Source organism: Streptomyces luomodiensis (assembly GCF_031679605.1).
Lineage (GTDB): Bacteria > Actinomycetota > Actinomycetes > Streptomycetales > Streptomycetaceae > Streptomyces > Streptomyces luomodiensis.
In genome coordinates, this window is record NZ_CP117522.1 from 1,958,515 (window position 1) to 1,984,646 (window position 26,132).

The 26,132-nt window shown below is 71.8% G+C and carries 13 protein-coding genes and 2 pseudogenes; 8 read left to right on the forward strand and 7 right to left on the reverse strand.

Translation table 11 applies throughout. The features are described 5' to 3' along the window. Positions 1 to 16: 16 nt before the first annotated feature. Complete coding sequence (locus tag PS467_RS08260; RefSeq protein ID WP_311034698.1) at positions 17 to 1,060, reverse strand: AsnC family transcriptional regulator; 1,044 nt, start codon at positions 1,058 to 1,060, stop codon at positions 17 to 19. A 117-nt stretch (positions 1,061 to 1,177) separates the two neighbouring features. Between PS467_RS08260 and PS467_RS08265 the strand changes: the two genes are divergently transcribed. Together PS467_RS08265 and PS467_RS08270 are read left to right on the forward strand one after the other, a co-directional pair. Then, positions 1,178 to 2,728, forward strand: a complete 1,551-nt coding sequence (locus PS467_RS08265; RefSeq protein WP_311034699.1) for an AbgT family transporter — start codon at positions 1,178 to 1,180, stop codon at positions 2,726 to 2,728. 34 nt (positions 2,729 to 2,762) lie between these two features. Next, a complete protein-coding gene (locus PS467_RS08270; RefSeq protein ID WP_311034700.1) occupies positions 2,763 to 3,908 on the forward strand; it encodes a M20 family metallopeptidase in 1,146 nt (381 codons plus the stop codon). 61 nt (positions 3,909 to 3,969) lie between these two features. Here PS467_RS08270 and PS467_RS08275 read toward each other — a convergent pair whose 3' ends face one another. Together PS467_RS08275 and PS467_RS08280 are read right to left on the reverse strand one after the other, a co-directional pair. Further along, a complete protein-coding gene (locus tag PS467_RS08275) occupies positions 3,970 to 4,905 on the reverse strand; it encodes an endo-beta-N-acetylglucosaminidase H (protein WP_311034701.1) in 936 nt (311 codons plus the stop codon). Between the two features lie 132 nt (positions 4,906 to 5,037). Further along, positions 5,038 to 5,319, reverse strand: coding sequence for a hypothetical protein (locus PS467_RS08280; RefSeq protein ID WP_311034702.1), 282 nt, complete (start codon positions 5,317 to 5,319; stop codon positions 5,038 to 5,040). Between the two features lie 474 nt (positions 5,320 to 5,793). Between PS467_RS08280 and PS467_RS08285 the strand changes: the two are divergent. The 3 genes and pseudogenes from PS467_RS08285 to PS467_RS08295 all read left to right on the forward strand — a co-directional run. Then, positions 5,794 to 6,048 (forward strand): annotated as a pseudogene (locus tag PS467_RS08285) (glycerate kinase); the annotation flags it as partial. A gap of 118 nt (positions 6,049 to 6,166) precedes the next feature. After that, positions 6,167 to 7,891, forward strand: coding sequence for a glycosyl hydrolase family 28-related protein (locus PS467_RS08290; protein ID WP_311034703.1), 1,725 nt, complete (start codon positions 6,167 to 6,169; stop codon positions 7,889 to 7,891). 110 nt (positions 7,892 to 8,001) lie between these two features. Then, on the forward strand, positions 8,002 to 9,222 hold the full coding sequence (locus PS467_RS08295) for a metallophosphoesterase (protein WP_311034704.1): 1,221 nt from the start codon (positions 8,002 to 8,004) through the stop codon (positions 9,220 to 9,222). A 60-nt stretch (positions 9,223 to 9,282) separates the two neighbouring features. Here the strand turns inward: PS467_RS08295 and PS467_RS08300 are convergent, their stop codons facing one another. Continuing rightward, positions 9,283 to 10,626, reverse strand: coding sequence for an endonuclease domain-containing protein (locus PS467_RS08300; RefSeq protein WP_311034705.1), 1,344 nt, complete (start codon positions 10,624 to 10,626; stop codon positions 9,283 to 9,285). A 244-nt stretch (positions 10,627 to 10,870) separates the two neighbouring features. On the opposite strand from PS467_RS08300, the gene PS467_RS08305 reads away from it, so the two are divergent. Both PS467_RS08305 and PS467_RS08310 read left to right on the forward strand, forming a co-directional pair. Continuing rightward, on the forward strand, positions 10,871 to 12,388 hold the full coding sequence (locus tag PS467_RS08305; RefSeq protein WP_311034706.1) for an APC family permease: 1,518 nt from the start codon (positions 10,871 to 10,873) through the stop codon (positions 12,386 to 12,388). A 190-nt stretch (positions 12,389 to 12,578) separates the two neighbouring features. Then, positions 12,579 to 15,347, forward strand: a complete 2,769-nt coding sequence (locus PS467_RS08310) for an alpha/beta hydrolase (RefSeq protein ID WP_311034707.1) — start codon at positions 12,579 to 12,581, stop codon at positions 15,345 to 15,347. Positions 15,348 to 15,492: 145 nt separating this feature from the next. Here the strand turns inward: PS467_RS08310 and PS467_RS08315 are convergent. Together PS467_RS08315 and PS467_RS08320 are read right to left on the reverse strand one after the other, a co-directional pair. Further along, positions 15,493 to 15,981: pseudogene (locus tag PS467_RS08315) on the reverse strand (TetR/AcrR family transcriptional regulator). Positions 15,982 to 16,114: 133 nt separating this feature from the next. Next, positions 16,115 to 16,852, reverse strand: a complete 738-nt coding sequence (locus tag PS467_RS08320) for an SDR family NAD(P)-dependent oxidoreductase (protein ID WP_311034708.1) — start codon at positions 16,850 to 16,852, stop codon at positions 16,115 to 16,117. 84 nt (positions 16,853 to 16,936) lie between these two features. Here PS467_RS08320 and PS467_RS08325 point away from each other — a divergent pair, with 84 nt between their 5' ends. Then, positions 16,937 to 17,557, forward strand: coding sequence for a TetR/AcrR family transcriptional regulator (locus PS467_RS08325; RefSeq protein ID WP_311034709.1), 621 nt, complete (start codon positions 16,937 to 16,939; stop codon positions 17,555 to 17,557). A 38-nt stretch (positions 17,558 to 17,595) separates the two neighbouring features. Here the strand turns inward: PS467_RS08325 and PS467_RS08330 are convergent, their stop codons facing one another. Further along, positions 17,596 to 25,923 carry a type I polyketide synthase gene (locus PS467_RS08330; RefSeq protein WP_311034710.1) on the reverse strand — a complete coding sequence of 2,776 codons (8,328 nt, stop codon included), beginning with the start codon at positions 25,921 to 25,923 and terminating at the stop codon, positions 17,596 to 17,598. Between the last annotated feature and the right edge of the window lie 209 nt (positions 25,924 to 26,132).

Sequence of the window (26,132 nt, forward strand, 5' to 3'; positions counted from 1 at the left end):
GGCTGAGCCGGCCTCGTCATCGGGTGTGGTGATCCGGCGACAGGATGTCGTGGGCCCGGGGGCCGAGTAGGAGGTCGTCGTCGCGGTCGATCCATTGGCGGCGCAGGACGGACAGGGCGATCAAGGTGTTGAGGCCGTTGAGGCCGGGGAGTGCGCCGAGGTCCTCGGTGACGAACCGGGACAGGTGGTCCTCGTCGGAGAATACGCCGTGGTGGAGGATCGAGGCCGGTCCGGCGGTCATGACGGTGAACCGCGCGCAGGAGTGCTCACCGAGTGCGGTCAGCACGGCGGGGATGTGCCGCGGCTGGACGTCGAGGGTGAACAGCGCGGTGATCGGGAACCCGAGGACGGCCGGTTCGATCTCCACCCGAGGGCGGACGGCGCCTGATTCCAGCAGCGACTGGATCGTCCGGTAGGCGGTGGACCGGCTGACGTCGAGTTCGCGGGCGACCTGCGCCGCGGAGATCCGGCTGTCCTCGACCAGCAGCCGGAGCGTCCGGAACTCGATCTCGTTGAGGAGCCCGACGCCGGCGGGGGCCGCACCGGGGAGGACGTCGGCCTGCCGGCGCAGCTCCTCCGTCTGCCGGGCGGTGAGCCGGTCGAGCCGCCAGGTGAACGCTTCGCGGGCGGAGCGCAGTACCAGGTGCGACTGGATGGACGCGATGCCGGGGATCTCGGGCAGCGTCCGGGTCAGCAGACGGCGCGGGTCCGTGCCGGGCAGGGGATAGAGCGTGCAGTAGATGTCCGAGTCGCCGGTGGTGGTCATGAGCGACTGGGCCTGCGGCACCTGCTGAATGGCGGTCGCGACGTCGACCGTGGCACCCGGCCGGCACTTGATCCACACCACGTAGGGATTGCCGGTGGTGAGGAGCGACCAGTGCACGGTGCCGATGAAGCGCAGGAGCCGGAGCTGCTGGAGCCGCTGGATGCGCCGCCCCGCCGTGCTGGCCGAGGTGCCCAGGATCTCGGCGACCGTATTCAGCGGCGCTCGGGGCGCGATCTGCAGCGCGGCCACCAGATCGAGGTCCGCGTCGTCGATCCCGTGCTCCATCTCTCGCATGCGGACAGCCTACACAGAGCGATTCTGTCGTCATACATCTGATGCTTGACACAAAGAAGCATCGCACTGTCTGATGACGATCCATATCGCCACCGATCAGCAGCGGGAGGGCCTCTCATGACCGAGGTGACGACGAAACGACGGCGTTCGCCGACGACGGTGATCCTGCGCGTGCTGGACTTCGTGGACCGGGCGGGGAACAAACTGCCGCACCCGTTCTGGCTGTTCGTGATCCTGAGCGGGCTGATCGTGGCGGTGAGCTGGCTGCTGGCCACGCTCGATGTCTCGGTGGTCTCACCTGCCGACGGCAAGGTCATCGAGGTCAAGAGCATCGTGTCCGACGCCGGTGTGCAGATGGTCCTCGGCGACCTGATCACGAACTTCGTGAACTTCCCGCCACTGGGGCTGATCGTCGTGGTCATGCTCGGCGTCGCGATCGCGGACGGCACGGGTCTGCTCCCCGCGCTGATGCGCGCCGCGCTCACCCGGGTCCCGGCCAAGATGGTGACCTTCGCCGTGGCGCTGACCAGCATGTTCTCCCATGTGGCCGGAGACGCCGCGTTCGTGGTGATGATCCCGCTCGGCATGATCGCGTTCCGTGCGGTGGGCCGCAGCCCGATCATCGGTGCGGTCGTGTCGTACGTGGCCGTGGGCGGCGCGAGCAGCGTCAGCCCGGTGATCGAAGGATCCGACGCGATCTTCGCCGGCCTGACCACCTCGGCGGCGCACACCATCGACCCGTCCTACTCGGTCACCCCGGTGTCCAACTGGTACTTCTCCGCGGCGTCCTGCCTGTTGCTGGCGGTCGTGATCACGCTCGTCACCGAAGCCGTCGTCGCGCGCCGGGTCGCCGCGATGAACGCCGTCGAGCCGGAGCTGACCGACGTCGACGAGCTGCCCGACATGTCCCTGTCCGCCGACGAGCGCACGGGGGTACGCCGGGCGATCGCCGCCGGGGCGCTCTACCTGGCCGCGGTCGTCCTCGCGATGCTGCCCGCCGGCTCGCCCCTGCGCGGCGACGGCGGTTCCATCGTGGCATCGCCGCTGCTCGACAATGTCGCCGTGGTGCTGATGGTGTTCTTCATGGTCATCGGCATCGTGTACGGACTGACCGTGCGCACCATCACCGCCGCGCAGGACATCCCGGACCTGATGGCACGGGGGCTGCGCGAACTGGTCCCGGTCCTGGTGCTGTTCTTCGCGGTCTCGCAGTTCCTCGGCTACTTCAAGTGGACCAACCTCGGACAGGTCATCGCGATCAGCGGCGCCCGGGTGCTCGATTCGCTCGGCGCGCAACCCGTGGTGATCTTCGTCGGCGCGGTGCTGCTGGTCAGTCTGCTCAACCTGTTCCTCACCAGCGGTTCGGCGATGTGGTCCCTGGTCGCACCGGTCCTGGTGCCGATGCTGATGCTGCTGAGCATCCGGCCGGAGACCACCCAGGCGCTGTTCCGCATCGCCGACGCGCCCACCAACAGTCTCAGCCCGATGAGCCCGTACTTCGTCATCGCGCTGGGGTTCATCCGCCGCTACCGGCCGTCCGCGGGGATCGGCACGTTGATGTCCCTGGTCCTGCCGCTGGCCGTGGTCAACCTCGTCGTATGGCTGGCGATGTTCCTCGCCTGGTACGCGCTGGGCATACCGCTCGGCCCCGGCGTCCCCGTCCGGTAAACCCCTCACCCCACCCACAGATTGGTACACCCCCTTGTCTGCGAAGCCGTTGTCCGCCTGGACCCGGACCCACCTCGACGACCTGCTCGCCGATCTGTCGTTGCTCGTCGGCCTCGAGTCGCCCAGCACCGACAAGGCGTTGCTGGACACCACCGCCGCCTCGATCAGGGCCTGGGTGGAGGACCGGCTCGGCCCGCCGGCCGAATGGATCCGCCACGAGCAGGTGGAGCACGGTGATGTGCTGACCGCGACCTATCCCGGCACCCCGGGCAAGCCGGTGCTGCTGCTCTGCCATTACGACACGGTGTGGCCGGCGGGCACGCTGGCCGGGTGGCCCTTCACCGTGGACGACGGGACGGCCAGGGGGCCGGGTGTCTACGACATGAAGGCCGGGCTCGTCACGGGCGTCTGGGCGCTGCGGGCCCTGCGCGCCCTGGGGCTGCCCCATCCGACGGTGACGTTCGTGTTCACCGGGGACGAGGAGCTCGGCAGCCCGATGTCACGGCCCCTCATCGAAGACGCGGCACGCGACTGCGCGGCGGCGCTGGTACTCGAACCCGGAGTCGGCTGGGACGTCAAGACCGAACGCAAGGGCGTCGGCACCTTCACCATCACCACGACCGGCATCGAGTCCCACGCCGGCAACGACCCCGCGGCCGGCGCCAGCGCCGTCCACGCGCTCGCCGAGCTGGTCACCCGGCTCGCCGCGGCGGCGGACCCCGACGCCGGGACCACGATCAACATCGGCACCTTCGACGGCGGCACCGCCCGTAACGTCGTCGCGGGCCGCGCGCACTGCCTCGTCGACGTCCGCATCAGCCGGCAGGACGAAGCCGACCGCGTCGACGAGGTCCTGGCCGCGCTCCGGCCCAGCGATCCGCGTGTCGATGTGCACATCGGCGGGGAGTGGAACCGCCCGGCGATGCGCCTGACCCCGGCGAGCGAGGCCCTGTTCGGCCTGGCCGACGAGGTCGCCACCGAGCTGCGCGGCCCCCTCGAGCCGATCAGCGTCGGCGGCGGCAGCGACGCGAACTTCCTCGCCGCGCTCGGCGTGCCGGTCCTCGACGGGCTCGGCTGCAGCGGCGCGGGCCCCCACGCCCGCCACGAGCACGTGATCGTCGACGACATCCCCGACCGGGTCGCGCTCGTGGCGGGACTCCTGCACCGGATGACCTCCTGACCGCCGGGCCGCTGCCACAGGGGGCGTCGAGTTTCCCGGTGCCCCCGGAAGCGCGGCCGCCTTACGGCGTGTAGACGGCGTCACTCCCGTACAGTTCCCTGGTGAACGCGGAGACATCGGCGCTGCGATCGGCGCCGTCGAGGTTGTACGTCAGATAGACGCCGTATCCCTCGCTGACGGTGCGGCGGGCGAGGCCGGCGGCCGTGCTCTGCGCGGTCCGGCCGATCTCGACAGCCGCCGGCGACAGCTTCGACTTGGGCAGTGCCACGCGGGGAACCTGCCAGGTGCCGTAGTACGGGTTCCAGGCGTAGTCGAACGCGGACGAGACGTCGACGCCGCCGTAGGAGAGGCGCGAGGCGGCCGGGCCGATGTTGTAGAGGCTGATGATCTTGTCCGGCATGTTCGCGCGCAGCACCGTCACCAGGTGCACGAACGAGCTGTCGTTGGGCTGGCCCGTGCCGTTGTTGCCGTACTCCGCGTACTCGTCGTCGAAGTCGATACCGTCGAGACCGTACTCGGCCACGGTGTCCGACAGTTCCTTCGCGAACGCCGAAGCTGCCTGCTGGGAGGGGAAGTTGGCGAAGCCCGCGCCCTGATGGTTGCCGAGCACCGAGAGGACGACCTTGATGCCCTTCTGCTGCAACGGCCGTATCTCCGTGGCGGCGTTGTCGAGGACGCGCCGCACGTTCTCGTTGAAGTGCAGATACGCCGCCTTCGTCCCCGTGTCGTAGTTGATGTTCGCCGCGAAGATCACGGCGACGTCGAAGACGTTGCCGCCGTCGTTGGCGAGGGTGTACTTGCCGACGTTCAGCATGCTGTTGTTGTTCACCTCGACGTACGCCACCGAGGTCGGCCCCTGTTTCGCGGGAGCGGGGGCCGCTGCCGCGCCGGTCGCGGCGGTCGCGGCGGTCCCGGCCGTCCCGGCGAAAGCGAGGGCCGCGACCGCCGAGAGCGCGAACGCGGCCCTCCGTACTCTGCTCCGTACCAGACTGAACATCGTTGACCGGTCTCCCCTCGCGTGGGTCGGCGCCCGACCTGTTCGAAAGCACCGAGTGAGCCCTCCAAGTGTTCCGCTCCCCCCACCGCATCCCGGGAATCGCGCGCGAACTCTTCACGACTCCCACGCACGTCACGCCGCACGCCGCAGCCATGTCAGGTAGCCGCGCCGGCGCCGGGCGCGGACGAGCCGTTCCAGGAGGAGGGCGACGGCCGGGGAGTAGGGCGCCTTCGACGGCTTGCCCTTACCGAGGCGGGTGAGTCGGCGCGACGTGCCGGCCTGGAGGGCCGCGGCTGCCAGCATCTTGTTCCGGAGCCGGGTGCGGGGCGGGCCGGCCTGCGCATCGATACCGGCTTCCAGCTCACCGATGAGGAGATGGCGCACATCGGCAGCCTGGACACAGGCCGCAGCCACATCTTCGACCATCACGATCCCGAAGGAGTCACGTGGCTCGGCGGAGTGCGGTTCGACACCTGATCCCGCGCCGCGCCAGGCCGTCCCGGCCGGTGAGGGCGCCTGCAACCACGGGACCGCCTGGCCAACAATGCAAGTCTTTTGCATAGAACTGACTCATTTTTGCGTCCCGCCCAAACGGGAGCCCATGAACAAGAAGCTGGCCGGTCGCGCGCATGGCCGACGCGGCGGCGGAGGCGCTGGCGCAGCAGATACAGGGTCAGCAACCCAGCTTGTAAGAGTCTTGCGAGGTGTCATTGACTTCTTACATGACTGACTTCTACGTTCTGCGTGTCCGCTTGGGGCTGTGAGCGACGGGGTTTACAGGCGCGGATGCATCGCAGGAAGGCTGATGTGTCATGGCCGGAATCCAGAGCCGTCGTCGGTTCACAGCCACGGGCGTGGCCTGCGCCCTCACCGGGGAGCTGACCGTATGAGGCCCCGGCGGGCGTCGCGGCGGCGGCCCGCGCGCGGGGCATCGAGGTGGTCGCGGTCTGCGGCCGTCTGGCCCTCGCCCCGGCGGCCCTGGGCAGCGCGGGCATCCGCCGCGCCTACGCCCTCACCGACCTGGAACCGGACCCGTCCCGCCGCATCGCCGAGGCGGGCACCTCCATCCCCCTGCTGGTGATCTTCCTGATCTTCCAGCGGCACATCATCGCCGGTCTGGCGGCGGGCAGCCTCAAGGGCTGACGCCGACACAGTCCCGCTCGCACCGGCTTCACGCCCCCACGGGCCTGAGCACCTCCCGGCCGCGCACACGCCCCACGACGCCGGCCGGGCGATCCCCCCACCGAGTGAAAGGCACAGCATGAGCCGCAACAAGCACCGCCGCCATGGCCGACGCGTGACGGCCGGTCTGGCCGGCGCGCTGACCGTCGTCGCCGGCCTCACCACCTGGCAGCAGGCACACCCGGCCGTAGCCGACGCCGCCACGAATGCCGCCCCGAGCGGAGCGAGCCTGCCCTACACCACCCTGGAAGCCGAGAGCGGCGACACCAACGCCTCCCTCATAGGCCCCGACCGCACCTACCTGACCCCGGCCTCGGAAGCGTCGGGCCGCAAGGCCGTCGTCCTGAAGGAGACCGGCGACTACGTCGAGTTCGCGCTCACCGCGGACACCAACGCCATCAACCTGCGCTACTCCATCCCCGACAGCAGCGACGGCAAGGGCCAGGACACGACCCTGAGCGTGTACGCCGACGGCAAGGAACTCAAGAACCTCGACCTGACCTCCAGGTACAGCTGGATCTACGGCACCTACCCCTACACCAACAACCCCTCCGACGGCTCCGCCCACCGCTTCTTCGACGACAGCCGCACGCAACTCGGCCAGACCCTCGAGGCCGGCACCGTGCTGCGCCTCCAGAAGGACGCCGACGACCAGGCTGCTTCCTACACCATCGACCTGCTGGAGACCGAACAGGCGCCTGCCGCCGCATCCATGCCCAGCGGATACGTCTCGGCCAAGGACCTCGGAGTCACCCCCGACGACGACCAGGACGACACCGCGGCACTGCAAAGTGCCCTCACCGCGGCCAAGGAGCAGGGCAAGGGGCTGTTCCTGCCGACCGGCACCTACACCATCTCCGACCACATCAACCTCACCGGCGTGAAGCTACGCGGCGCGGGCGTGTGGCACACCGTGCTGCGCGGCACCGGCCTCAAGGGCGGCCTGTTCGGCCAGGGCGGCACCAGCAGCATCGAAGACCTCATGATCGACGGCCAGAACACGGTCCGCGACGACGCCGGCGGGCACGCCGCCATCGAAGGCGACTTCGGCACCGACTCCGTCATCAAGAACATCTGGATCCAGCACACCAAGGTCGGCCTGTGGATCTCCGGCCCGACCACCGGCCTCAAAGCCGGCAACCTGCGCATCCGCAACACCTACGCCGACGGCGTCAACCTGCACGGCGCGGTGAAGGACACCGTCATCTCCGACAGCAGCATCCGCGGCACCGGCGACGACGCGCTGGCCATGTGGTCGGACGGAGCAGCCGTGACCAACAGCGCCTTCCGCAACAACACCGTACAACTGCCCATGCTCGCCAACGGCGCCGCGATCTACGGCGGCAGCGGCAACAGCATCGAGAACAACGACATCTCCGACACGGTCGTCGCCGGCTCGGGCATCGCCGTCTCCACCCGCTTCGGCGAGCCGTTCAGCGGCACCACCACCGTCTCGGGCAACCTGCTGCGCCGTACCGGCAGCATGGAAGTGAACTGGAATACCAAGCTCGGCGCCCTGTGGATCTACGCCGACCGGTATGACATCACCCAGCCCGTCGTCCTGAAGAACAACACCGTTGAGGACTCCACCTACAGCGGACTCCTCGTCTCCTGGCAGAAGTCGGTCTCCGACCTGGACGTGGACGGCCTGACCATCGACAAGACCGGCGACCACGGCATCGAGGTCAACGCCGGCGGCAAGGGGACCTTCTCCAACACCACGGTGTCCGGTACCGCGAGCGGCGCCCTGGACGTCGCCGGCGGGTTCAGCATCCAGCGCGGCAGCGGCAACTCCGGCTGGTGACCGACCGGTTCCTGACCGGTTGAGATGCGCGGTAAGGCCGAACCGGTCCGGCGAGCCCAAGGCGACCGGATACAGTGCGCGAGATGGCAGCCTGGTCAGGGAGGGGAAGCGTGACCGACACCAGCGACACCCGGCCCGCCGAGGGTGAAGCGCAAGCGCCGCGGCAGAGCCGACTGCGCCACCTGATGCGCTATATCCCCCTGATCGCCCCCGTCCTGCTGTGGGCCGTGCCCTGCTGGGTGCTCCTGCACACCGGCCAGCACTGGCCGCTGCCCGTCACGCTGGCCGGTACCGCCCTGTTCGCCCTCGGTCTCATCGGTATGCCGCTCGCGTTGGTGCGCGGCCACGGCCGGCGCCAGCAGGACCGGGCGGCGATCATCGGCGACACCTTGCTGGGCACCAGTTGGATTCTGTTCACCTGGTCCGTTCTGCTCGGCGTCCTCTTGCGGCTCGCCCTGACCGTGGCCGGCGTCGGCGAGAGCCAGGACCGGGCCCGCATCGTCACCTGGGCCGTCCTCGGCACAACCGCCGTACTGCTCGGCTGGGGGTACGCCGAGGCCCGCCGCGTGCCCCGCGTGCGCCGACTCGACGTGCAACTCCCCAGGCTGGGCGCCGGGTTGGACGGCATCCGCGTCGCCCTCATCACCGACACCCACTACGGTCCGCTCGACCGCACTCGCTGGTCGGCGCGGGTATGCGAGACGGTGAACACTCTGGAAGCCGACCTGGTCTGCCACACCGGCGACATCGCGGACGGCACGGCCGAACGCCGCCGCGCCCAGGCCGCCCCACTCGGTACCGTGCGGGCCACCCGGGCCCGTGTCTACGTCACCGGCAACCACGAGTACTACAGCGAAGCCCAGGGCTGGGTCGATCTGATGGACGAGCTGGGCTGGGAGCCGCTGCGCAACCGCCATCTGCTGCTCGAACGCGGAGGCGACACCCTCGTGGTCGCCGGCGTTGATGACGTCACCGCCGAGTCCTCCGGCCTGGCAGGCCACCGCGCCCACCTCGCCGGAGCCCTGAACGGCGCCGACCCCGACCTACCCGTCCTGCTCCTGGCACACCAGCCCAAGTTCATCGACCGGACAGCAGCCGCCGGGATCGACCTCCAACTCTCCGGCCACACCCACGGCGGCCAGATCTGGCCCTTCCACCACCTCGTCCGCATCGACCAGCCCGCCCTCGCCGGCCTCAGCCACCACGGCCCCCGCACCCTCCTCTACACCAGCCGCGGCACCGGCTTCTGGGGCCCGCCGTTCCGCGTCTTCGCCCCCAGCGAGATCACCCTGCTCGTACTCCGCTCCCCGCACCCGCCCACCTCGACATAGCACCCGACGGGCCGACACATCCGCTTGTGACGTGGGAGTGTCAGGTCTCCCGGTGCCCGCTCAGAACAGTGCCAGGCCCTCGCCGCTGGTGTCCGCGATGACTGGCCGGGACTGGGCAGGGAGTCCGTCCAAGCGGTCAGGACCGGCCGCGGCGGCCACAGCCGGAGCCTTCTCGGCCAACCAGACACCAAACCGCTCGACGGCTTCGCGGTAGGGGACTCGCGCCAGGACACGGTGCTCGCCGGAGGGACAGAAATCGACGGCGACAGTGAGCAGGCAGGAACGGGGCGCGTTCTGACTGCCCGTCCAGGACACGCGCAGGACACCGCAGGGCTTGCGCCCGCCGGAGGCGTGGTGGGTCGGGCGCAGCGATCGGCAGGCTATGTGGGCGGTCCATGCGGCGAGGTGCGGCAGGGGCAGGGTGGTGCGTGCGCGGCAGCCGGTGCAGCGGTGCCAGTGGCGAAGCCAGTCGCCGGCGCCGGTGTCGAAGAGGCGGGTGTAGCGGTTGGCCACGCGGATGTCGTTGCTGTACAGGTGGTCGGGGCGTTCCTGTGTGTTGCAGGACTGGCAGACGGGGGCGCGGACGTAGCCGTGTTCGTGGCAGTGGTCGAGGACGGTGGCAGGCGTGGTGCGGCAGACGGCGCACGCCCACCCGGCCACTCTGCGGGAGGTACTGGGCTTCCTGCTGAGCACCGAGTACAGCTGGCCTTCCAGCTCTCCGTTGTACGGGCGCGGTGAGGCGGTGGGGCCCTCGGGGCTCGTCGGCTGCCGACCGTCGGCGTCTCGGGCCTGCCGGGAAGGGGAGGGCGGCTCGGTGGCGGCTGTGCCTGCCTGGCGGGCCCGCGCGGCTTGTACCCACTGCGTTTCGGCGTGCTCGGCCGCGTCGAGCAGCCTGACCACGGCGCGCGGCAGCCACCACGTCCGCTGCGTCCCGCCGCGGGTCCGCTCCACGAGCAGCTGTCGCCAGTCGATCCCCGCCAGATGGTACGGCCGGCCGACGTCGCCTCGTGCTGCCCGCTCGGGGCCGCCCAACTCCCGCAGTTCCTCCATGATGCGCCGGCGCCAACGCAGCGGCGTCTCCTCGTCGGACCCCTGCCTGGGCGCCGTACGAAACGGACCGATGCGGACCAGGTCCTGCCGATCCATCCGCACCGCGTTCAGTTCCGCGGCCGCCCGGCGCACCTCAGCCTCCGCAACGCTCCACTGACCGCGGCTCGTCCTCACCGTCGCCACCACATGGCCGCCGAGCAGGACGTACCCCACCCGGGCATGGGCAGGAGAGCGGGTGAATGCCCCAGAAGCCGTCGGCACAGCACTGTCGGCCGTCACATCGACCCACAGAGCGTCCGCGGCACCCAGGGTGATGAGGCCGCCCGTGCGACCGGGCATGACACGCTCTGACATACCGACAGGCTAACCTCGTGCTTCCATGAAGCCGGCTGTCCCACGGGTGGTCAGGTAAGCGAAAAGCGCCTCTGCCCAGCAAGACGGGACCTTCCGGCACCCACAGGCACCACCTCCGGCTACGTACCGACGGACCGGTCCCCCTCCCCCAGCACCCCACCCGACCACGGGGACCCCATACCGTGGCAGCGCGGCGCACGCGCCCCCCTCGCAGTCTCTTCGCTCCCCCTCCAAGGAACCGCCCGTGTCCTCCAACCTCTCGACGACCGGACCACGCGCCTTTCACCCCGTGGCCGACGTCCTGCAACGCAGCCTCAGGCGCTTCGACATCACGGCCATGGCCATCGCCGCGGTGATCTCCTTCGACACCGTCGGGCAGATCGCCACCGGCGGCGGTGAGGCCGCCACCTGGACGGCGGTCATCGCCCTCTTCTTCCTCATCCCCTACGCCCTGCTGTTCGCGGAGACCGGCGCCGCGTTCCCGCAGGAAGGCGGCCCCTACGTGTGGGTCAAACTCGCCCTCGGCCGTCCGGCGGCCGCCCTCACGACCCTCATGTACTGGGTCACCAACCCCATCTGGCTGGGCGGCTCACTGGCCTTCCTCGCCGCGGAGACCTGGGACGGATTCGTCTTCCACCTCGGCTCGGGCACGGTCGCCGACTACACCTTCAAGCTGCTGTTCGTCTGGATCGCCATCGTGACAGCCGTCGTCTCCCTGCGCCACGGCAAATGGATCAGCACTGCGGGCGCGGCGATAAAGGTCCTGGCGCTCGCGGTGTTCACCCTCACGGCTGTGTTCTACGGGGTGCGGCACGGCTTCCACGGTCTGGCCGACACCAGCTTCGCCCCCACGACCGCCGGCTTCCTCGCCCTCGTGCCGATCCTGCTGTTCTCCTTTGTCGGATTCGAGGCACCCAACGCCGCCGGTGAGGAGATGCACGACCCGCAGCGCGACGTGCCCACCGCACTCGGGCGCTCCGCGACCGTCGCGGCCTGCTGCTATCTGCTGCCGGTCCTCGCCCTCCTCGCCGTCGTACCCGCCCACCAGGTCACCGGTATCGGCGGCTTCATGGACGGCGCCCGTCTGGTCTTCAGCGTCTACGGCGGCGCGGCCGACCCGCTACTGAAGATCACCGCCGTCATGTTCGTCCTCGCTCTGCTCACCCAGGGCAGCGCCTGGATGATCGTCAGCGACCGCATGCAGGCCATGGCCGCGGCCGACGGGGGCTTCTTCACCCGCGCCCTTGGCACCTTCCACCCGCGGCTCGGCACACCGGTGCGCACCAATCTGCTCTCCGGAGCCGTGGCCACGGTGTTCATGCTCGCCGCCATGCGGCTCGCGAACGGCGACGCGGCCGACGTGTTCGCCGTGGTACTCACCGTCGCGGTCACCACCCTGCTGCTGTCCTACCTGGCCATCATCCCCGCGCTGGTACTGCTACGGACCCACCGGCCGGATGTCCCGCGCCCCTATCACGTCCCCTTCGGCACCCGCGGCTTCCTGCTCTGCGCGGGGCTCGTCTACGCGTGGATCCTGATCGGGTCGTGGTCGGCGCTCTTCCCCGGAGTCCTGGAACAGCTCTTCGGCATCGACTACGCCTTCCACGACGTCTGGGGCGTTTCCCGCGCCTCGTTCGAAGCCTTCACCCTCGGTACCGTCGCCGCACTGCTGATCGTCGGTGTCATCGGCGTAGCGGTGGCCCGCCGGAGGGACGCGGTACGGGGTGCGGCCGGCGAGGGCGGTTTTCAGGGCGCCGAATGAGTGCGCAGCGGGTGCACCTGCGTGCGGCTGCTTCGAACCGATGTCGCCGCGCTGGCTTGATCGCATCGCTCGCCCGCTGTCGGCGTCTCCTCACAGACAACCCACAGGCACCTCTCCCCCGTCCTACGTGACGCGAGAGGCGCCCGGGACCGACGGGACGTCTGCGCACGGGGTTTTGAGGAGAGGATCATTGATCCGTGCCCGGCGAATATGTGTGACCGCCGTGGCGGTGCTGGCGGCCCTGGCGGGCTCACCTGGACTGGCACAGGCTGAACAGGCGCACCAACCGGGGCAGTTGAGCGCGACGGCCGACGACCCACTTCCGCCGGGGTGGCGGATCGACGGGGAGGGCGGGGCGCGTGAGCTGGTCTGGCGTGCGCCGAAGGCCGTGCCCATGGGGGATGCGCGGGTCGAGTTCCGTACCGGGGACCGGCTGCTCGGGGTGCCGAAGCCGGCGAGGGACGGGCGGACCTTCCGGCTCGCCCTCGGCAAGACGCGGCCCGAGAAGCTGGCGGCCCTCCACGTGACGGCCGCGGGGCGCCGGCTGGACGCGGCGGCTGACGACACGCACGGGTCCGGCTCGCGCGTGGCACGGAAGCCCGCGCAGGCGCCGGCGAACGGCGTTGATCCGGGCAAACCCGGCTCGTACCGCACGGTCACCGGGGAGTACGACCTCGACCCGGTACGCCTGCCCGGGTTCGACACCCCGGTGGAGATGACCGCCGAGGTGGTGGCGCCGAAGGGGGCCACCGGCAGCCGGCCACTCGCGCTGTTCCTGCACGGCCGCCACGAAACCTGCTACACGCCGGGCTCCGAGGACGGCGTGAGCGGCGACTGGCCCTGTGCGGACGGCTCCAAGCCGATCCCGAGCCACCTGGGCTATCTGCGCGACCAGCGACTGCTGGCCTCGCAGGGCTATGTGACGGTGTCGATCTCGGCGAACGGCATCAACGCCCAGGACTGGGAGGCCGAGGACGGCGGCGCGCAGGCGCGTTCCTCGCTGGTACGGCAGCACCTCGCCCGCTGGGCCGACTGGACCGCCCATCGCTCCTCCGCCCCGGCCGTCGTACGCGAGGCGGCGAAGGCGGACCTCTCCCATGTCCTGCTCGTCGGCCACTCGCGCGGTGGCGAGGGCGTCAACCGGGCCGCCATGGACAGCCTCTATCCGCCGCCGGCCGCCGAGGACGGCTACCGGGGCCCGGTGCGCTGGAAGGTGCGCGGGACGGTGCTCATCGGACCGACGATCTTCGGCCAGAATCCAGTCGCCGACGTACCGTCCGTGACGCTGCTGCCAGGCTGTGACGGCGACGTGTCGGACCTCCAGGGCGAGGACTTCGTCGACGGGACGCGCGGGATCAGCCGGGGCACGGCACTGCACAGCGCGGTCTACATGGTCGGCGCCAACCACAACTACTTCAACAGCGAGTGGACCCCGGGCGAGGCCGCCGCACCGGCCACGGACGACTTCGGGACCGACCCGGAGCAGCCGGACCCGGTGTGCACGCCGGGTGCCGCGACCCGGCTGACCGCCGCCCAGCAGCACAAGGCGGGCGCCACCTACATCGCCGCCGCGGCCCGGCTCTTCCTCTCCGGGGACGATCGGGTGCGTCCGCTGCTCGACGGTTCCGGCAAGCGGGCCCCGTCCGCGGACCCGGCCCGGGTGCTGACCCACGCGGTCGGCGGCCGCCGCAGCGGTGGTTTCCTGCCGGACGGCGGGGCCAAGGTGACCGGCGCCCGGCTGTGTTCGGCGATCGACCCCGACCCGGCCGTGGCCTGTCTGGACCCGGAGACCCCCGGATCGTCACCGCACTTCGCGTGGTGGGAGACGGAACAGGAGACCGGCCGCAGCGCGGTGGACCTGAAGTGGTCCGCGCCGGGCACGGCCGCGCGTATCACTCCGGCCAAGCCGCTCTCCCTCCGCCACTCCCAGAAGCTCGCGCTCCGGGTCTTCGTACCGCCGAACACGACCGGCACGAAGTTCGACGTGTCCGTCACCGACTCCGCCAACCGCCGGGTGACGCTGGGCTCGGTCCAGGTGGACGGGCTCCCGGGCTCCGCCAACACCGCCTCCTACTGGGCTCAGGAGCTGCGTGTCCCGCTGTCGGCCGCGACCCGGGCCGGGCTCGATCTCCGGCATGTCAGGTCCCTTGAGCTGACGCCCCGTTCGCGGTCCGGGCGGGCCTGGCTGATGGACGCCTGGGGCTGGGCGCCCGGCACTTCGGCGGTGAAGGCGGCCGCTCTGCCGCGTGTCGACGTGGGCCGCACGATCGTCAAGGAGGGCGACTCGGGCACCCGCACCTACCGGATTCCGGTCGAGGTCTCCGGGCACGGCAGCGGACAGGTCCGCGTGTACGTCCTCGACTCGGACAGCGGCCGGGCCGAGAACCGCCTCGTGACCGTACGGCCCGGCAGCGACACGATCGACGTGCCGGTCGAGGTGAAGGGCGACACGGTCTACGGCGACGACGTAGCCCACGACATCGCCGTCAAGGCCGTCCAGAACGCCGTCGTCGGCAAGCACCGGGGCGGGCTCACCGTCGAGAATGACGACCCCGCGCCGGTGATCACCCTGTCGCCGGTCGCGGACCGGGTGACCGAGGGCGAGACGCTGACCTGGCGGTTGTCCATGGACGCGCCCTCGACGGTGGACATCTGGCAGCCGGTGCGGGTGCTTCCGGTCACCGAGGGCACCGAGCTGTCCACCAAGGACGTGGACCCGCAGTGGCTGGGCGACTGGTCCGGTGACGCGCCCGACCCCGAGCGGCCGCTGTCCGACGCGAGCCTGTGGGTGTGGCTGAACATCCCGCCCGGGAGCACCAGCGTGGACTTCACCGTACCGACCGTGCGGGACCAGGTGGCCGAGCCGACCGAGTCGATGCGCCTCGCACTGACCGACGACAACGCCGAGCCGCTGCCCGACAGGCCGGTGCTGACGGGGACGGTGCTCGACAAGCCGTAAGCACGATCTACGAGGGATCGTGAGCACCCTCTTGCGCGGGGTCCGGTCTGTCCGGGCCCCGCGCTTCACAAGGTCCCGCGGATCCCGACCGTCCCGACCGTCCCGTCCAGCCGGAGCGATGGGGAACCGGCTCTGACCTGGTGTTCTATTGACCCTGTTGACTCTGTTGAGTCTGCGGCAGGTGTGGCTGCTCTCCGCCTCCGCACCGGCTCAGCAGCAACCGCAGCTCCTCGAGGGCGGCCTCGGTGACGTCGGACTCGTCGAGCACGAGCTGGTGCAGCACCAGACCCTCGAACGCGGCGAAGACGAGCCGGGTCAGAGCAGGGGTGGCGCCTTCGGGCAGGATGCGGGACAGCTCCCTCTCCCCGTACCCGGTTCCAGGGCACTCGTGCTCGCGCTGGTACGTACCGCATGCTCGAGGGCCCGCCTCGATCAGCGCGTCCCGCGAGCCGAAGTGGTGCACCACGAGACCGTGCGTGACCCCCGCCTCCTCAGCGACGGCGCGATAGGTGAGTTTGCGCAGCCCGCCCCGGGCCACCACGCGTACGGCCGCGTTGAGCAGAGCCTCGCGTCCGGTCCCGTAGTCCACCCGCTTACGAGGCTGAGCGGCGGGCTTGTCTGAGGAATCGCTCATGAGCGCGACCCTGCCCGCACGTCGCAGGCAACAAGGCGGCACCAGCGGCTGGCGTTGCCGCAGCGGCAGTCGGGGTGGCGGCCGACGTCATCCGAAGAGGTCGCGGCCACGATCTCGTTGCTTCGGCCGTCGTTCAGGCCCGGGTGTAGCCGCCGTCGGCGAAGAGTTCGGCACCGGTGATGAACGACGAGGCGTCCGAAGCCAGGAAGAGGGCGGCCTCGGCGATTTCCTCGGCGTCGGCCAGCCGCCCCAGTGGCACGACGGCCTCGGCGAACTGGTCGACGTCCGGCCCCGCGGCGCCCAGCAGGCCAGGGGTCCGCGTGGGTCCCGGGCTGAGCACGTTGACCCGGAATCGGCGCTCCCGCGACTGCCGGGCCCAGTTGTGCACGAGGTTGCTCACCGCCGCCTTCGAGGCGCTGTAGACCTCGAGGTGCTCATTGGGCCGCGCGCTGTTGCTCGAGCCGACGACCAGGATGGAGGCGTTCTCCGCCAGCAGCGGAAGCGCCTTCTGAACGGTGAAGAGCGGGCCCTTGACGTTGACGGCGAGCGTCAGGTCGACGTTCGCCTCGGTGTGGGCGCCGAGCGCGGCGTCCGCGACGATTCCCGCGTTGGCCACCAGCACGTCGATGCGTCCGGCCTCCTCGCGGACTCGCGCGTAGAGCGCGTCCAGGTCGGCCAGGACCGAGACGTCGGATCGTACGCCGGTGGCCGCAGGGCCCATCTCCTTGACTGCCGCTTCGAGGCGGTCGATGTCCCGGCCGGTCACGAAGACCCGTGCGCCCTCCCGGACGAAGCGGTGGGCGATGGCCAGCCCGATCCCGCTGGTCCCTCCGGTGATCACGGCCACCTTCTCCTGCAGCACGCCTGGCATGTCGAACTCCTTCAGTTGTGGAATGGATCGTCCATAACGTAGGCGGTAATGGACGATCGAGTCAAGAATGGATAGGCTGAGACTATGGCCAGACCACGCGCATTCGACGAACGCCAAGTCCTGGAGCGGGCCCGGGAACAGTTCTGGGCGACCGGCTATGCGGGAACCCGGATGGACGACATCGCCCAGGCGACCGGCCTGGGCAAGGGCAGCCTGTACGGCGCATTCGGCGACAAGGGCAAGCTGTTCCATCGCGTGTTCGGCGACTGGTGCACCGCAGTCGTTGAGGTGGCCGAAGAGCGGCTGGCAGGCGGCCCGGACGCAGAGGCCCTGGCCCGGCTATCGGCATACGTGCACCTCATGGCGGAGAACACCGCCTCCGACACCGAGCGCCGCGGGTGCCTGTTGGCCAAGGGCGCGGCGGAACTGGCCCAGCATGATCCGACGGTCGCCGGACGGTCGGCCGAGACCATGACGGCACTGCTGACCCTGCTGCGGACGGAGATCAGCGCCGCCCAGCGCCACGGCGACATCGACAGCGCCGCGGATCCGGAGCGGTTGGCGGCCCTGCTGCTGACGGTGGTCCGCGGTATCGAGGCGGTAGGCAAGGCCGGCCTGGCCCCGGAGACGCTGCGGAACATCGCAGACACCGCACTGGCGGTCCTGCCCATGCCCTGTCGCACGGGGAGCACGACGACGCGCTGAACGCGCCGACGACGAGTCGGTGACGATGAGTTCCGTCCTCAGACCGGACTGGCGCTCAGCCACTGGTGGATGGCGAGTGCGGTGGTACGGGCGTGTTCCTCCAGCATGGTGAAGTGGTCCCCGTCCACGGTGACTTCGGCGTGCGGCAGGCTCCAGTCCGGGGCGGGTTCGGCGCCCGGCAGTGGGTTCCGGGCTCGTACGTACAGGGTGGGACAGGCGAGCGGCGCGGGTTTCCAGCCGCTGAAGAGCTCGAAGTATCTGGCCATGGCGGTGAGCCGGGCAGGGCTGGCGGAGGCGAATTCCGCCGCCCGGCGCAGCATGTCCGACGTCGTCGCGGAGAGCGCCTGGCCCCGGTCGCCGTGGCCGGGGGGATCGGTGTCCACCAGGACGACGGCCGCCGGGGCGGCGCCCTCGGACTCCAGACGCTCGGCCACGGCATGGGCCACCCAGCCACCGGCCGACCGTCCCAGCAGTACCGGGGAGTCTTCGGCCGCGGCTGCGCGGACGGCAATGGCCTGGGCGGTGACGAGAGCATCCAGCGTGGCAGGCAGAGCCTCCCGGGACTCGAACCCCGGGTGCCGCACCGCGGAAACCGGCCGCAGCCCGCGCAGCCCGGCACCGAGGCGCGCGTACTCCTGTGGTCCGGACACCGCGCTGAGCGCGGGGAAGCAGACCAGTCGGGACCCCGTGCCGCCCACCGCGAGCATGACGGGTTCGTGCGTCGCGCCGGGCGCCCCTGTCCTGTCGAAGACCGGGCGCAGGCGCGCGGCGACGGTGAGGAGCGCCATGCCGTCCCAGCTCTGTCCCCGGGAACACGCAGCACGGAAGAGCACGCCCAGGGAGTCCGGAGCTCCCCCGGCGTGCGGTACGTCGGCGGCCCGCACCCGGGCGTCCGGCGAAGCGCTCGCCTCCGGACCGCCCTCCGGACCGCCCTCCGGACCGCCCTTCGGTCCGCCCCCCGCTTCGACGTTCGCTGCCGGGCCCTCGGGCGTGACACCCGCGGGAGGTGCCTCGGCGGCATACCGCCGTGTCAGCTCGGTGGCGAGCGCGCGCGGCGTCGGGAAGTCGAACAACAGCGTGGGCGGCAGTGCCAGCCCCGTCCACGCCGCGAGCTCATTGCGCAGATCGACCGCGGCCAGGGAGTCCAGCCCGAGGTCCGCCAGCACGGCGTCCCCGTCGATCTCGCTCGCCTCCTCCGCGTGGCCCAGGACGCGGGCCGCCAGGGTCCGGACCATCGTGAGCGGCACCCCGCCCCGCTCGCCGGGGGGAGCGGCCGCCAACGCCCGGCCGCGTCGGTCCCCGCCCGTGTCGACCGCATCGGCAGCGGGAGTTCGGAGCCGGTTCGCCGCCGGTTCGCCGCCGCGGAGAGCGGACGGGGCGAGGCGGGCCGCCACCACCACGGGTTCGTCACCGGCCACGGCGGCGTCGAAGAGGGCCAGGGCCTCTTCCGGTCCGAGCGGGGCGAACCCGGAACGGGCCATCCGCTGCCGGTCCGCGTCGCCGAGGTGCGCCATCATGCCGTCGTCCTGCCGCCAGGGGCCCCAGACGATCGACGTACCGGGCAGTCCGAGCCGGCCGCGGTGTCGTGCCAAGGCATCCAGCACGCAGTTGGCCGCGGCGTAGTTGGCCTGACCCGCGGAGCCGAACGTGCCCGCGACCGAGGAGAACAACGCGAACAAGGTCAGGTCATGACCGCGGGTCAGTTCGTGCAGCGCGAGAGCGGCGTCCGCCTTGGGGCGCAGCACCCGTCTCAGACGGTCGGTGGTGAGCGCCGTGACGACGGCGTCGTCCAGCACCCCCGCGGTGTGCACGACGCCGGTCAGCGGGTGGGCCGCCGGTATCGCGTCGAGCAGGGTGGCGAGCGCGGTCCGGTCCGCGACGTCACAGGCGTGCACGTGCACCTGGGCGCCCGCCGCACGCAGCTCCGCGACGAGTTCCCGGGCCCCCGGAGCGGCCGGCCCGCGTCGGCCGGCGAGCAGCAGATGACGAACGCCGTGGGCGGTGACCAGGTGCCGCGCCACCAGCATGCCCAGGGAACCGGTGCCGCCGGTGACCAGGACCGTGCCCTCCGGGTCGAGCGGCCGTCGCCGCCGCGGCTCCGGTGCCGCCTCGGCCAGTGGCACCAGCTTCGGCACGTACGCCGTCCCCCGGCGTACGGCCAGCTCCGGTGCCGAGGCGGCCAGCAGGGCGGGCAGGGCACTCCAGGAGTCGGGGTGTTCATCCACGTCGATCAGGGCGAAGCGGCCCGGGTGTTCGCGCAGGGCCGAGCGGACCAGTCCCCACACCGGTGTGTGCGACGGTACGGACGCCCTCTCGCCGGACCGGCCGTCGCTCCCGCGACCGACGGCACCGGACGTCAGGAGGACGAGACGGGAGCGGGACAGGTGCGGTGCAGCGAGCCACTCCCGCACGAGCCCCAGCGCCCGGTCCGCCGCCCGCAGCAACCCGGCAGCCTGGTCCTGCGCGCCGCCGGTCGGGTCAGGCGGGGGGCACGGTGCCACGACGACGGCCGACGACGCGTCGCACGCCGCCGGGCCGCGGTACACCGGGACGCCGGAACCCGGGGGCGCGAGGGCGTCCACCAGCCGTGTGCCCGCCGTGCCCAGAACCCCCCAGCGGAGCGTCGCCACGGGTGCGGGCGGCTCGGTCAGCGGCACCCAGTCCGTCCGGTGGAGAGCACCGGTGACCGCGCCCGCCGGGCTCGAGCCGGTACGCGGTAGGGGCCGGAGCGTCAGCGAACGGACCGTCGCCACCGGTGAGCCGGTCTCGTCGGTCAGCTCCACTCCGGCCCGCCCGTCGGGCCCGGGGGCCGCCCGGACCCGCAAGCGCCGTGCGCCGGTGGTGTGCACGCGCACTCCGCTGAAGGCGAACGGCAGGGACAGCCCGCCGGCCGCCGGACCGACTGCCCCGGGGCCGTCTGTGACGATGCCGTCCAGGGCCAGGGCGTGCAGCGCCGCGTCGAACAATGCGGGATGCAGGACGAACTCCGGGCCGTCCGCCTCCGGGCGCGGCACCCGGGCCGCTTCGGGCAGCGCGACATCGGCGTACAGCTCCTCCCCGTGCCTCCAGGCGGCGCGCATGCCCCGGAAGGCAGGACCGTAGCGCAGCCCGTCGGCGGCCAGTTGCTCGTACGGTCCGGTCCCCGGACCGTCGGTGTGCAGGGGCACCGCGGCCTCCGGCGGCCAGGACACGTGCGGCCGGGGCACACCGCCGGTCCCGGCGGCGGCCGCTTCCCGGTCCGCGGGCGGCTGAGCCGGCGAAAGAGTGCCGACGGCGTGCCGGAGCCAGGGCTGATCACCCGCCGTGGTGTACGGCCGGGAGTGGAAGAACACGGCCCGCCGTCCCGCCTCGTCCGCCCCCGCCACCTTCACCTGCAAGGCGACAGCACCGTCCGAGGGCAACGGCAGCGGTGCGGCCAGGACGAGCTCGTCGAGGACGGACACGCCCGCCAGCTCACCGGCGTACAGGGCCATGTCGACGAAGGCGGCCGCAGGCAGCACGATCTCGCCGGCCACCACATGATCGGCGAGCCACGGCTGGTCATGCACCGAGAGCACCGCGCTCAGCAGCAACCCGTCGTCGTCGGCCGTGCGGGTGTACGACCGCAGGAACGGATGGGCGGGCTCGGCCGTCGGGGACACGGGCGGATGCCCCGGGGCGGTCTCCAGCCAGTACCGGCGGCGCTGGAAGGCGTACGGGGGCAGTGCGACGCGCCGCCCGCCGCGCCCGGCGAAGACGGCCCGCCAGTCGACGGGCACGCCGTGGGCGTGCAGCGCGGCCAGCGTGTCGAGCAGGGCGTCCGCTTCCGGCCGCGTCCTGCGCAGAGTCGGCAGGACCAGCGGTGCCGGGCCCCGCTCGCCGCCGCCCGCCTCGGCCGCGGCCGGGCCGGCCGGTGCCGGGCCGGCTGTGGCGAGGCAATCCCGTACCAGAGCGGTGAGCGTCCCGTCCGGCCCCAGTTCGACGTAGTGTGCCGCGCCTCGCTCACCCAGGTACGCCACCGAATCGGCGAAGAGGACCGGACGGCGGACATGGTCCACCCAGAACTCCGGTGTGCACAGCTCCTCGTCGGTGGCCGCCCGGCCCGCCACGACGGTGAGCAGAGGCAGCCTCGGCGCGGTGAAGGACAGACGCCGGGCCACATCCGCCAAGTCGGCCAGCACAGGCTCCATCCGAGCGGAGTGGAAGGCATGGCCGACCCGCAGCCGTGTCACCGAACGCCCTCGCTTCCGGAAGGAGGCGGCGGCCGCCAGCACCGCGGCCTCGTCGCCGGAGAGGACCACCGAGGCGGGCCCGTTGACCGCGGCGATCTCCACCGCCCACCCCGTCTCGGCAAGGTGGGCGGCCACCTCGTCAGGGCCGGCGGCCACGGCCGCCATCGCGCCGCCCGCGGGCAGCGTGTCCATCAGCCGGCCCCGGGCCGCCACCAGTGTGCACGCGTCCGCGAGGGACAGCACCCCGGCGACATGGGCCGCCGTCACCTCGCCCACCGAGTGCCCGGCCACCGGACCGGGGCGTACCCCCCATGCCTCGAACTGCCGGAACAGGGCCGTCCCCAGGGCGAAGAGGGCCGGCTGCGCGAACCGGGTCGTCCTGAGCAGCGCGCCCGTCTCCGTACCGGGCCCGGCGAACATGACGTCCCGCAGGGGCACCGGCAGCAGCGGGTCGAGCAGGGCACAGCACTCGTCCAGCGAACGGGCGAAGGCCGGATGCAGATCCCGCGACGTGTACAGTTCACGGCCCATCCCGGCGCGCTGGCTGCCCTGGCCGGTGAACAGCAGGGCCGGCGGGCCGTGGTGGCGGGACGTGCCCGTGTGCACTCCGGACCGGCCGTCGTCCTCCGCCACGGCCCGCAGGGAGCGGAGCAGTTCGGCACGTTCCCGGGCCACCACCACGGCCCGGTGCTCGAAGGCCGTACGCGTGGTGGCGAGCGAGTACCCGAGGTCCGCCAGGGACGCATCGGGGGTGGCGGCCACATGGTCGTACAGCCGTCGTGCCTGGGCCCGCAGCCCCGGCACGCTCCTGGCCGACACCGGAAAGGCCACCGCGGCCCGTCCGGGACGTGTCACCTCTCCCCGCACCGCCCCGGGCCCGACGCGGCCGCTTACGGCCCCGCCGTCCGCCACGGCAGGCGGTGCGGCCTCCCCGTCGCCCGGAGGCTCTTCGAGCACCACATGGGCGTTGGTGCCGCTGATGCCGAAGGAGGACACTCCCACCCGGCGCCGGCGGTTCGTCGCAGGCCACTCCACCGCCCGGGTCAGCAGCGCGATCCGCTCCGGCGACCAGTCGACACGGGGGGTCGGCTGGTCGGCGTGCAGCGTGCGCGGCAGCACGCCGTGCCGCATCGCCTGCACCATTTTGATCACACCGGCCACTCCGGCGGCGGCCTGGGTGTGACCGATGTTCGACTTCACCGAGCCCAGCCGGAGGGGACGCTGCCGCGCGTGGCGCCCGTACGTCGCGAGGAAGGCCTCCGCCTCGATGACGTCCCCCAGCCGGGTGCCGGTGCCATGCGCCTCCACCGCGTCGATGTCCCCGTAATGCAGCCCCGCGTCCGCGAGCGCCTGCCGGATCACCCGTTGCTGCGCCGGTCCGTGCGGTGCGGTCAGCCCGTTGCTCGCCCCGTCCTGGTTCACCGCCGAGCCGCGCACCACGGCCAGGACCGGAAGTCCGGCACGGCGCGCCTCGGACAACCGGCTCAGCAGCAGCATTCCGGCGCCCTCGGCCCACCCGGTGCCGTCGGCGGACGCGCCGAACGCCTTGCAGCGGCCGTCCGGTGCCAGCGCCCGCTGGCGGCTGAACTCCACGAACGACGAGGGCCCCGACATCACCGTGGCGCCGCCGGCCAACGCGAAGGCACACTCGCCCCGGCGCAGCGCCTGGGTCGCCAGGTGCAGGGCCACCAGGGACGAGGAACACGCCGTGTCCACGGTGAGGGCCGGTCCTTCGAGGCCGAAGGTGTAGGCGATGCGACCCGAGGCGACGCTTCCGGCGTTGCCGAGGCCGAGGTACCCCTCGACCTGCTCGGGCGTCCTTGTCAGGCGGCGGGCGTAGTCGCTGTACATCAGCCCGACGTACACCCCGGTTGCCGAGGAGCGCAGGGTGGCGGGGACGAGACCGGCGTGCTCGAAGGCCTCCCACGCCACTTCGAGCAGCAGCCGGTGCTGGGGGTCCATGGCCAGCGCCTCGCGGGGAGAGATGCCGAAGAAGCCGGGGTCGAAGCGGTCCGCACCGGAGAGGAAACCGCCCTCGCGCACATACGTCCGTCCGGGCCGCCCGGGGTCCGGGTCGTACAGCGCCCGGGTGTCCCAGCCCCGGTCGGTGGGGAAGGGACCGATGGCGTCCCTCCCCTCGGCCACCAGCCGCCACAGTTCCTCGGGAGACGTCACGTCTCCGGGATAGCGGCACGCCATCCCCACGATCACCACAGGATCGTCGTCCGGCCGGGCCGCGCTCCGGTTCACGGGCCCGGCACCGGCCGGCCCGGCGGCGTTCCGTTCCCCGAGATGGGCGGCGAGCGCGGCGGCCGTGGGAAAGTCGAAGGCGACGGCCTCGGAGAGCGGCAGGCCGGTCGCCGCCGACAACCGCTCCCGCAGCACCGTCGCGGTGAGGGAGTCCATGCCCAGGTCCCGCAGTGCCGTGCTCGGCTCCACAGCCTGAGGCGTACCGCCGAGCACGGCCGCCACCTCGCTTCGCACCACAGTCAGCAGGTCCTCCGACGGCTTCCCGACGGCCTCCGCGCCCAGCGCCCGCGCGGGCAGGCCGGCGAGGTCCCGCCGCAGGATCTTCCCGGAGACCGTACGGGGAATGTCCGCCACCTCGAACAACTCGACCGGCACCTTGAAGCCGGACAGTTCCGCACGGCAGGCGGCGAGTATGCGCCCCCTGTCCAGCACGCCGCCACCGGACCCGGCGACCAGATAGCCGACCGGCACCTCGCCGAAGACGGGGTGCGGGCGTCCGGCCACGGCGGCGTCCGCCACCCCCGGAAGCCGCCGCAGCACCGCCTCCACCTCCGCAGGATGGACGTTCACCCCGCCCCGGATGATCAGATCACCTACCCGGCCGGTGACCGCCAGTTCACCGGAGCCATCGATCCTGACCAGGTCACCCGTGCGGAACCAGCCGTCGCGCAGTACCTCCGCGGTGGCTTCCGGCCTGCCGTGGTATCCGGCCATGACCCCGGGCCCGCTGACCCATAACTCGCCCTCGCCCGTGTCCCGGCCGACGGGGCCCCCGCCGACCCGGACCCGGGTGCCGGGCAGCACCCGGCCCCGCGCCCCGGACGCCGTCGCCTCGCCCGGCGCCGCCATGGTGACCGGGCCCGCCTCCGTGCTGCCGTAGTGCTCCAGATACGGGACACGGCAGATCGCCTCGAAGGACTCGCGGAACCCGGGCCCCGCCGCCGCACCACCGCTGACGCAACCCCGCAGCGCGGGGGCGCCGAGACCGACGCCGCCCTCGCCGGCTTCCTCGCCCCGGACCGCGTCGAGCAGCGCCGAATACGTGGTCGGGACCCCGCCGAGCAAGGTGAACGGACCGCCCCCGCGGCGTAGTTCGCCGAGCACACCCGCCACCGAGAAATGGGGCAGCAGCACCGCGCTCGCCCCCACCGCGGTCACCCCGAGGAAGCACACCACCTGGCTCATCGCGTGATGGAGGGGTAACGGCCACAGCACGCGGTCCCGTTCGGACAGGCCCAGGACACCGACGAGGCCCGTCGCGACCGGCGAAAGGCGGTTGCGCTGGGTGGACAGGACGCCCTTGGGCGCGCCGGAGGAGCCCGAGGTGTAGAGCAGCCAGGCCACGTCGTCCAGCGCGAGATCGTCCCGGGCCGGCATCCGCGGCTCCGTACCCGCCAACTCCTCGTACCGCAGAACACCGCCCGCGGCCACGACGGGCCGGCCCCCGGCTGCGCCGGCCGCGCCCGGAGGCGAGCTCCCGGCCCCGTCCTCGTCGCCGCCTTCGACCACCACCACGGTCAGTCCGGGCCGGGACGACAGCGTTCGCCGCCGCGTCAGGCAGGCGCCGTCGCTGATGAGCACCCGTGCCCCGCTGTCGTCCAGCAAGCGGGTCAGTTCCTCCTCCGGGCTCCCGGGGTCCAGAGGCACGCCCACGCCGCTCGCCCGGGTGACGGCGAGCAGGCTCTCGACCGCCTCGACACGGTTGCCGAGCAGTACGGCCACCCGGTCACCGCGCGCCACGCCGAGTCCAGCCAGGTGCCCGGCCAGCCGTGCGGTCCTGCGTTCGAGCTCCCGGTAGGTCACGCGCCCGAGCCGGTCCTGGAAACACACCTTGTCCCCGAGGCGACGGGCGTGGTCCCCGAGCAGTTCCGGCAGCGGTCTGACGATGTCGTCGTGCGTAGGCACTGCATGACCTCCTTGAGGCGACCTGTCGTTGAGGACGACGGCACGATCCGCTTGGTTGCCGAACGGGGATGGCCGATCCGGCCGGGGAAGCGGCGGCTGGTGGCGCGCCGGGCACCCGACGTCGCACGGTGAGGGCCGCTCACGTCACCGGGGCCAAACGGCCGCGCGGGGAACAGCCGCCCCGGCGGCACGGTTGCATCGACCGAGGG

Coding starts and splice junctions, on each gene's coding strand:
- PS467_RS08260 (WP_311034698.1), bottom strand. CDS start 1,060: ATGCGAGAGATGGAGCACGGGATCGACGACGCGGACCTCGATCTGGTG.
- PS467_RS08265 (WP_311034699.1), top strand. CDS start 1,178: ATGACCGAGGTGACGACGAAACGACGGCGTTCGCCGACGACGGTGATC.
- PS467_RS08275 (WP_311034701.1), bottom strand. CDS start 4,905: ATGTTCAGTCTGGTACGGAGCAGAGTACGGAGGGCCGCGTTCGCGCTC.
- PS467_RS08290 (WP_311034703.1), top strand. CDS start 6,167: ATGAGCCGCAACAAGCACCGCCGCCATGGCCGACGCGTGACGGCCGGT.
- PS467_RS08300 (WP_311034705.1), bottom strand. CDS start 10,626: ATGTCAGAGCGTGTCATGCCCGGTCGCACGGGCGGCCTCATCACCCTG.
- PS467_RS08320 (WP_311034708.1), bottom strand. CDS start 16,852: ATGCCAGGCGTGCTGCAGGAGAAGGTGGCCGTGATCACCGGAGGGACC.
- PS467_RS08325 (WP_311034709.1), top strand. CDS start 16,937: ATGGCCAGACCACGCGCATTCGACGAACGCCAAGTCCTGGAGCGGGCC.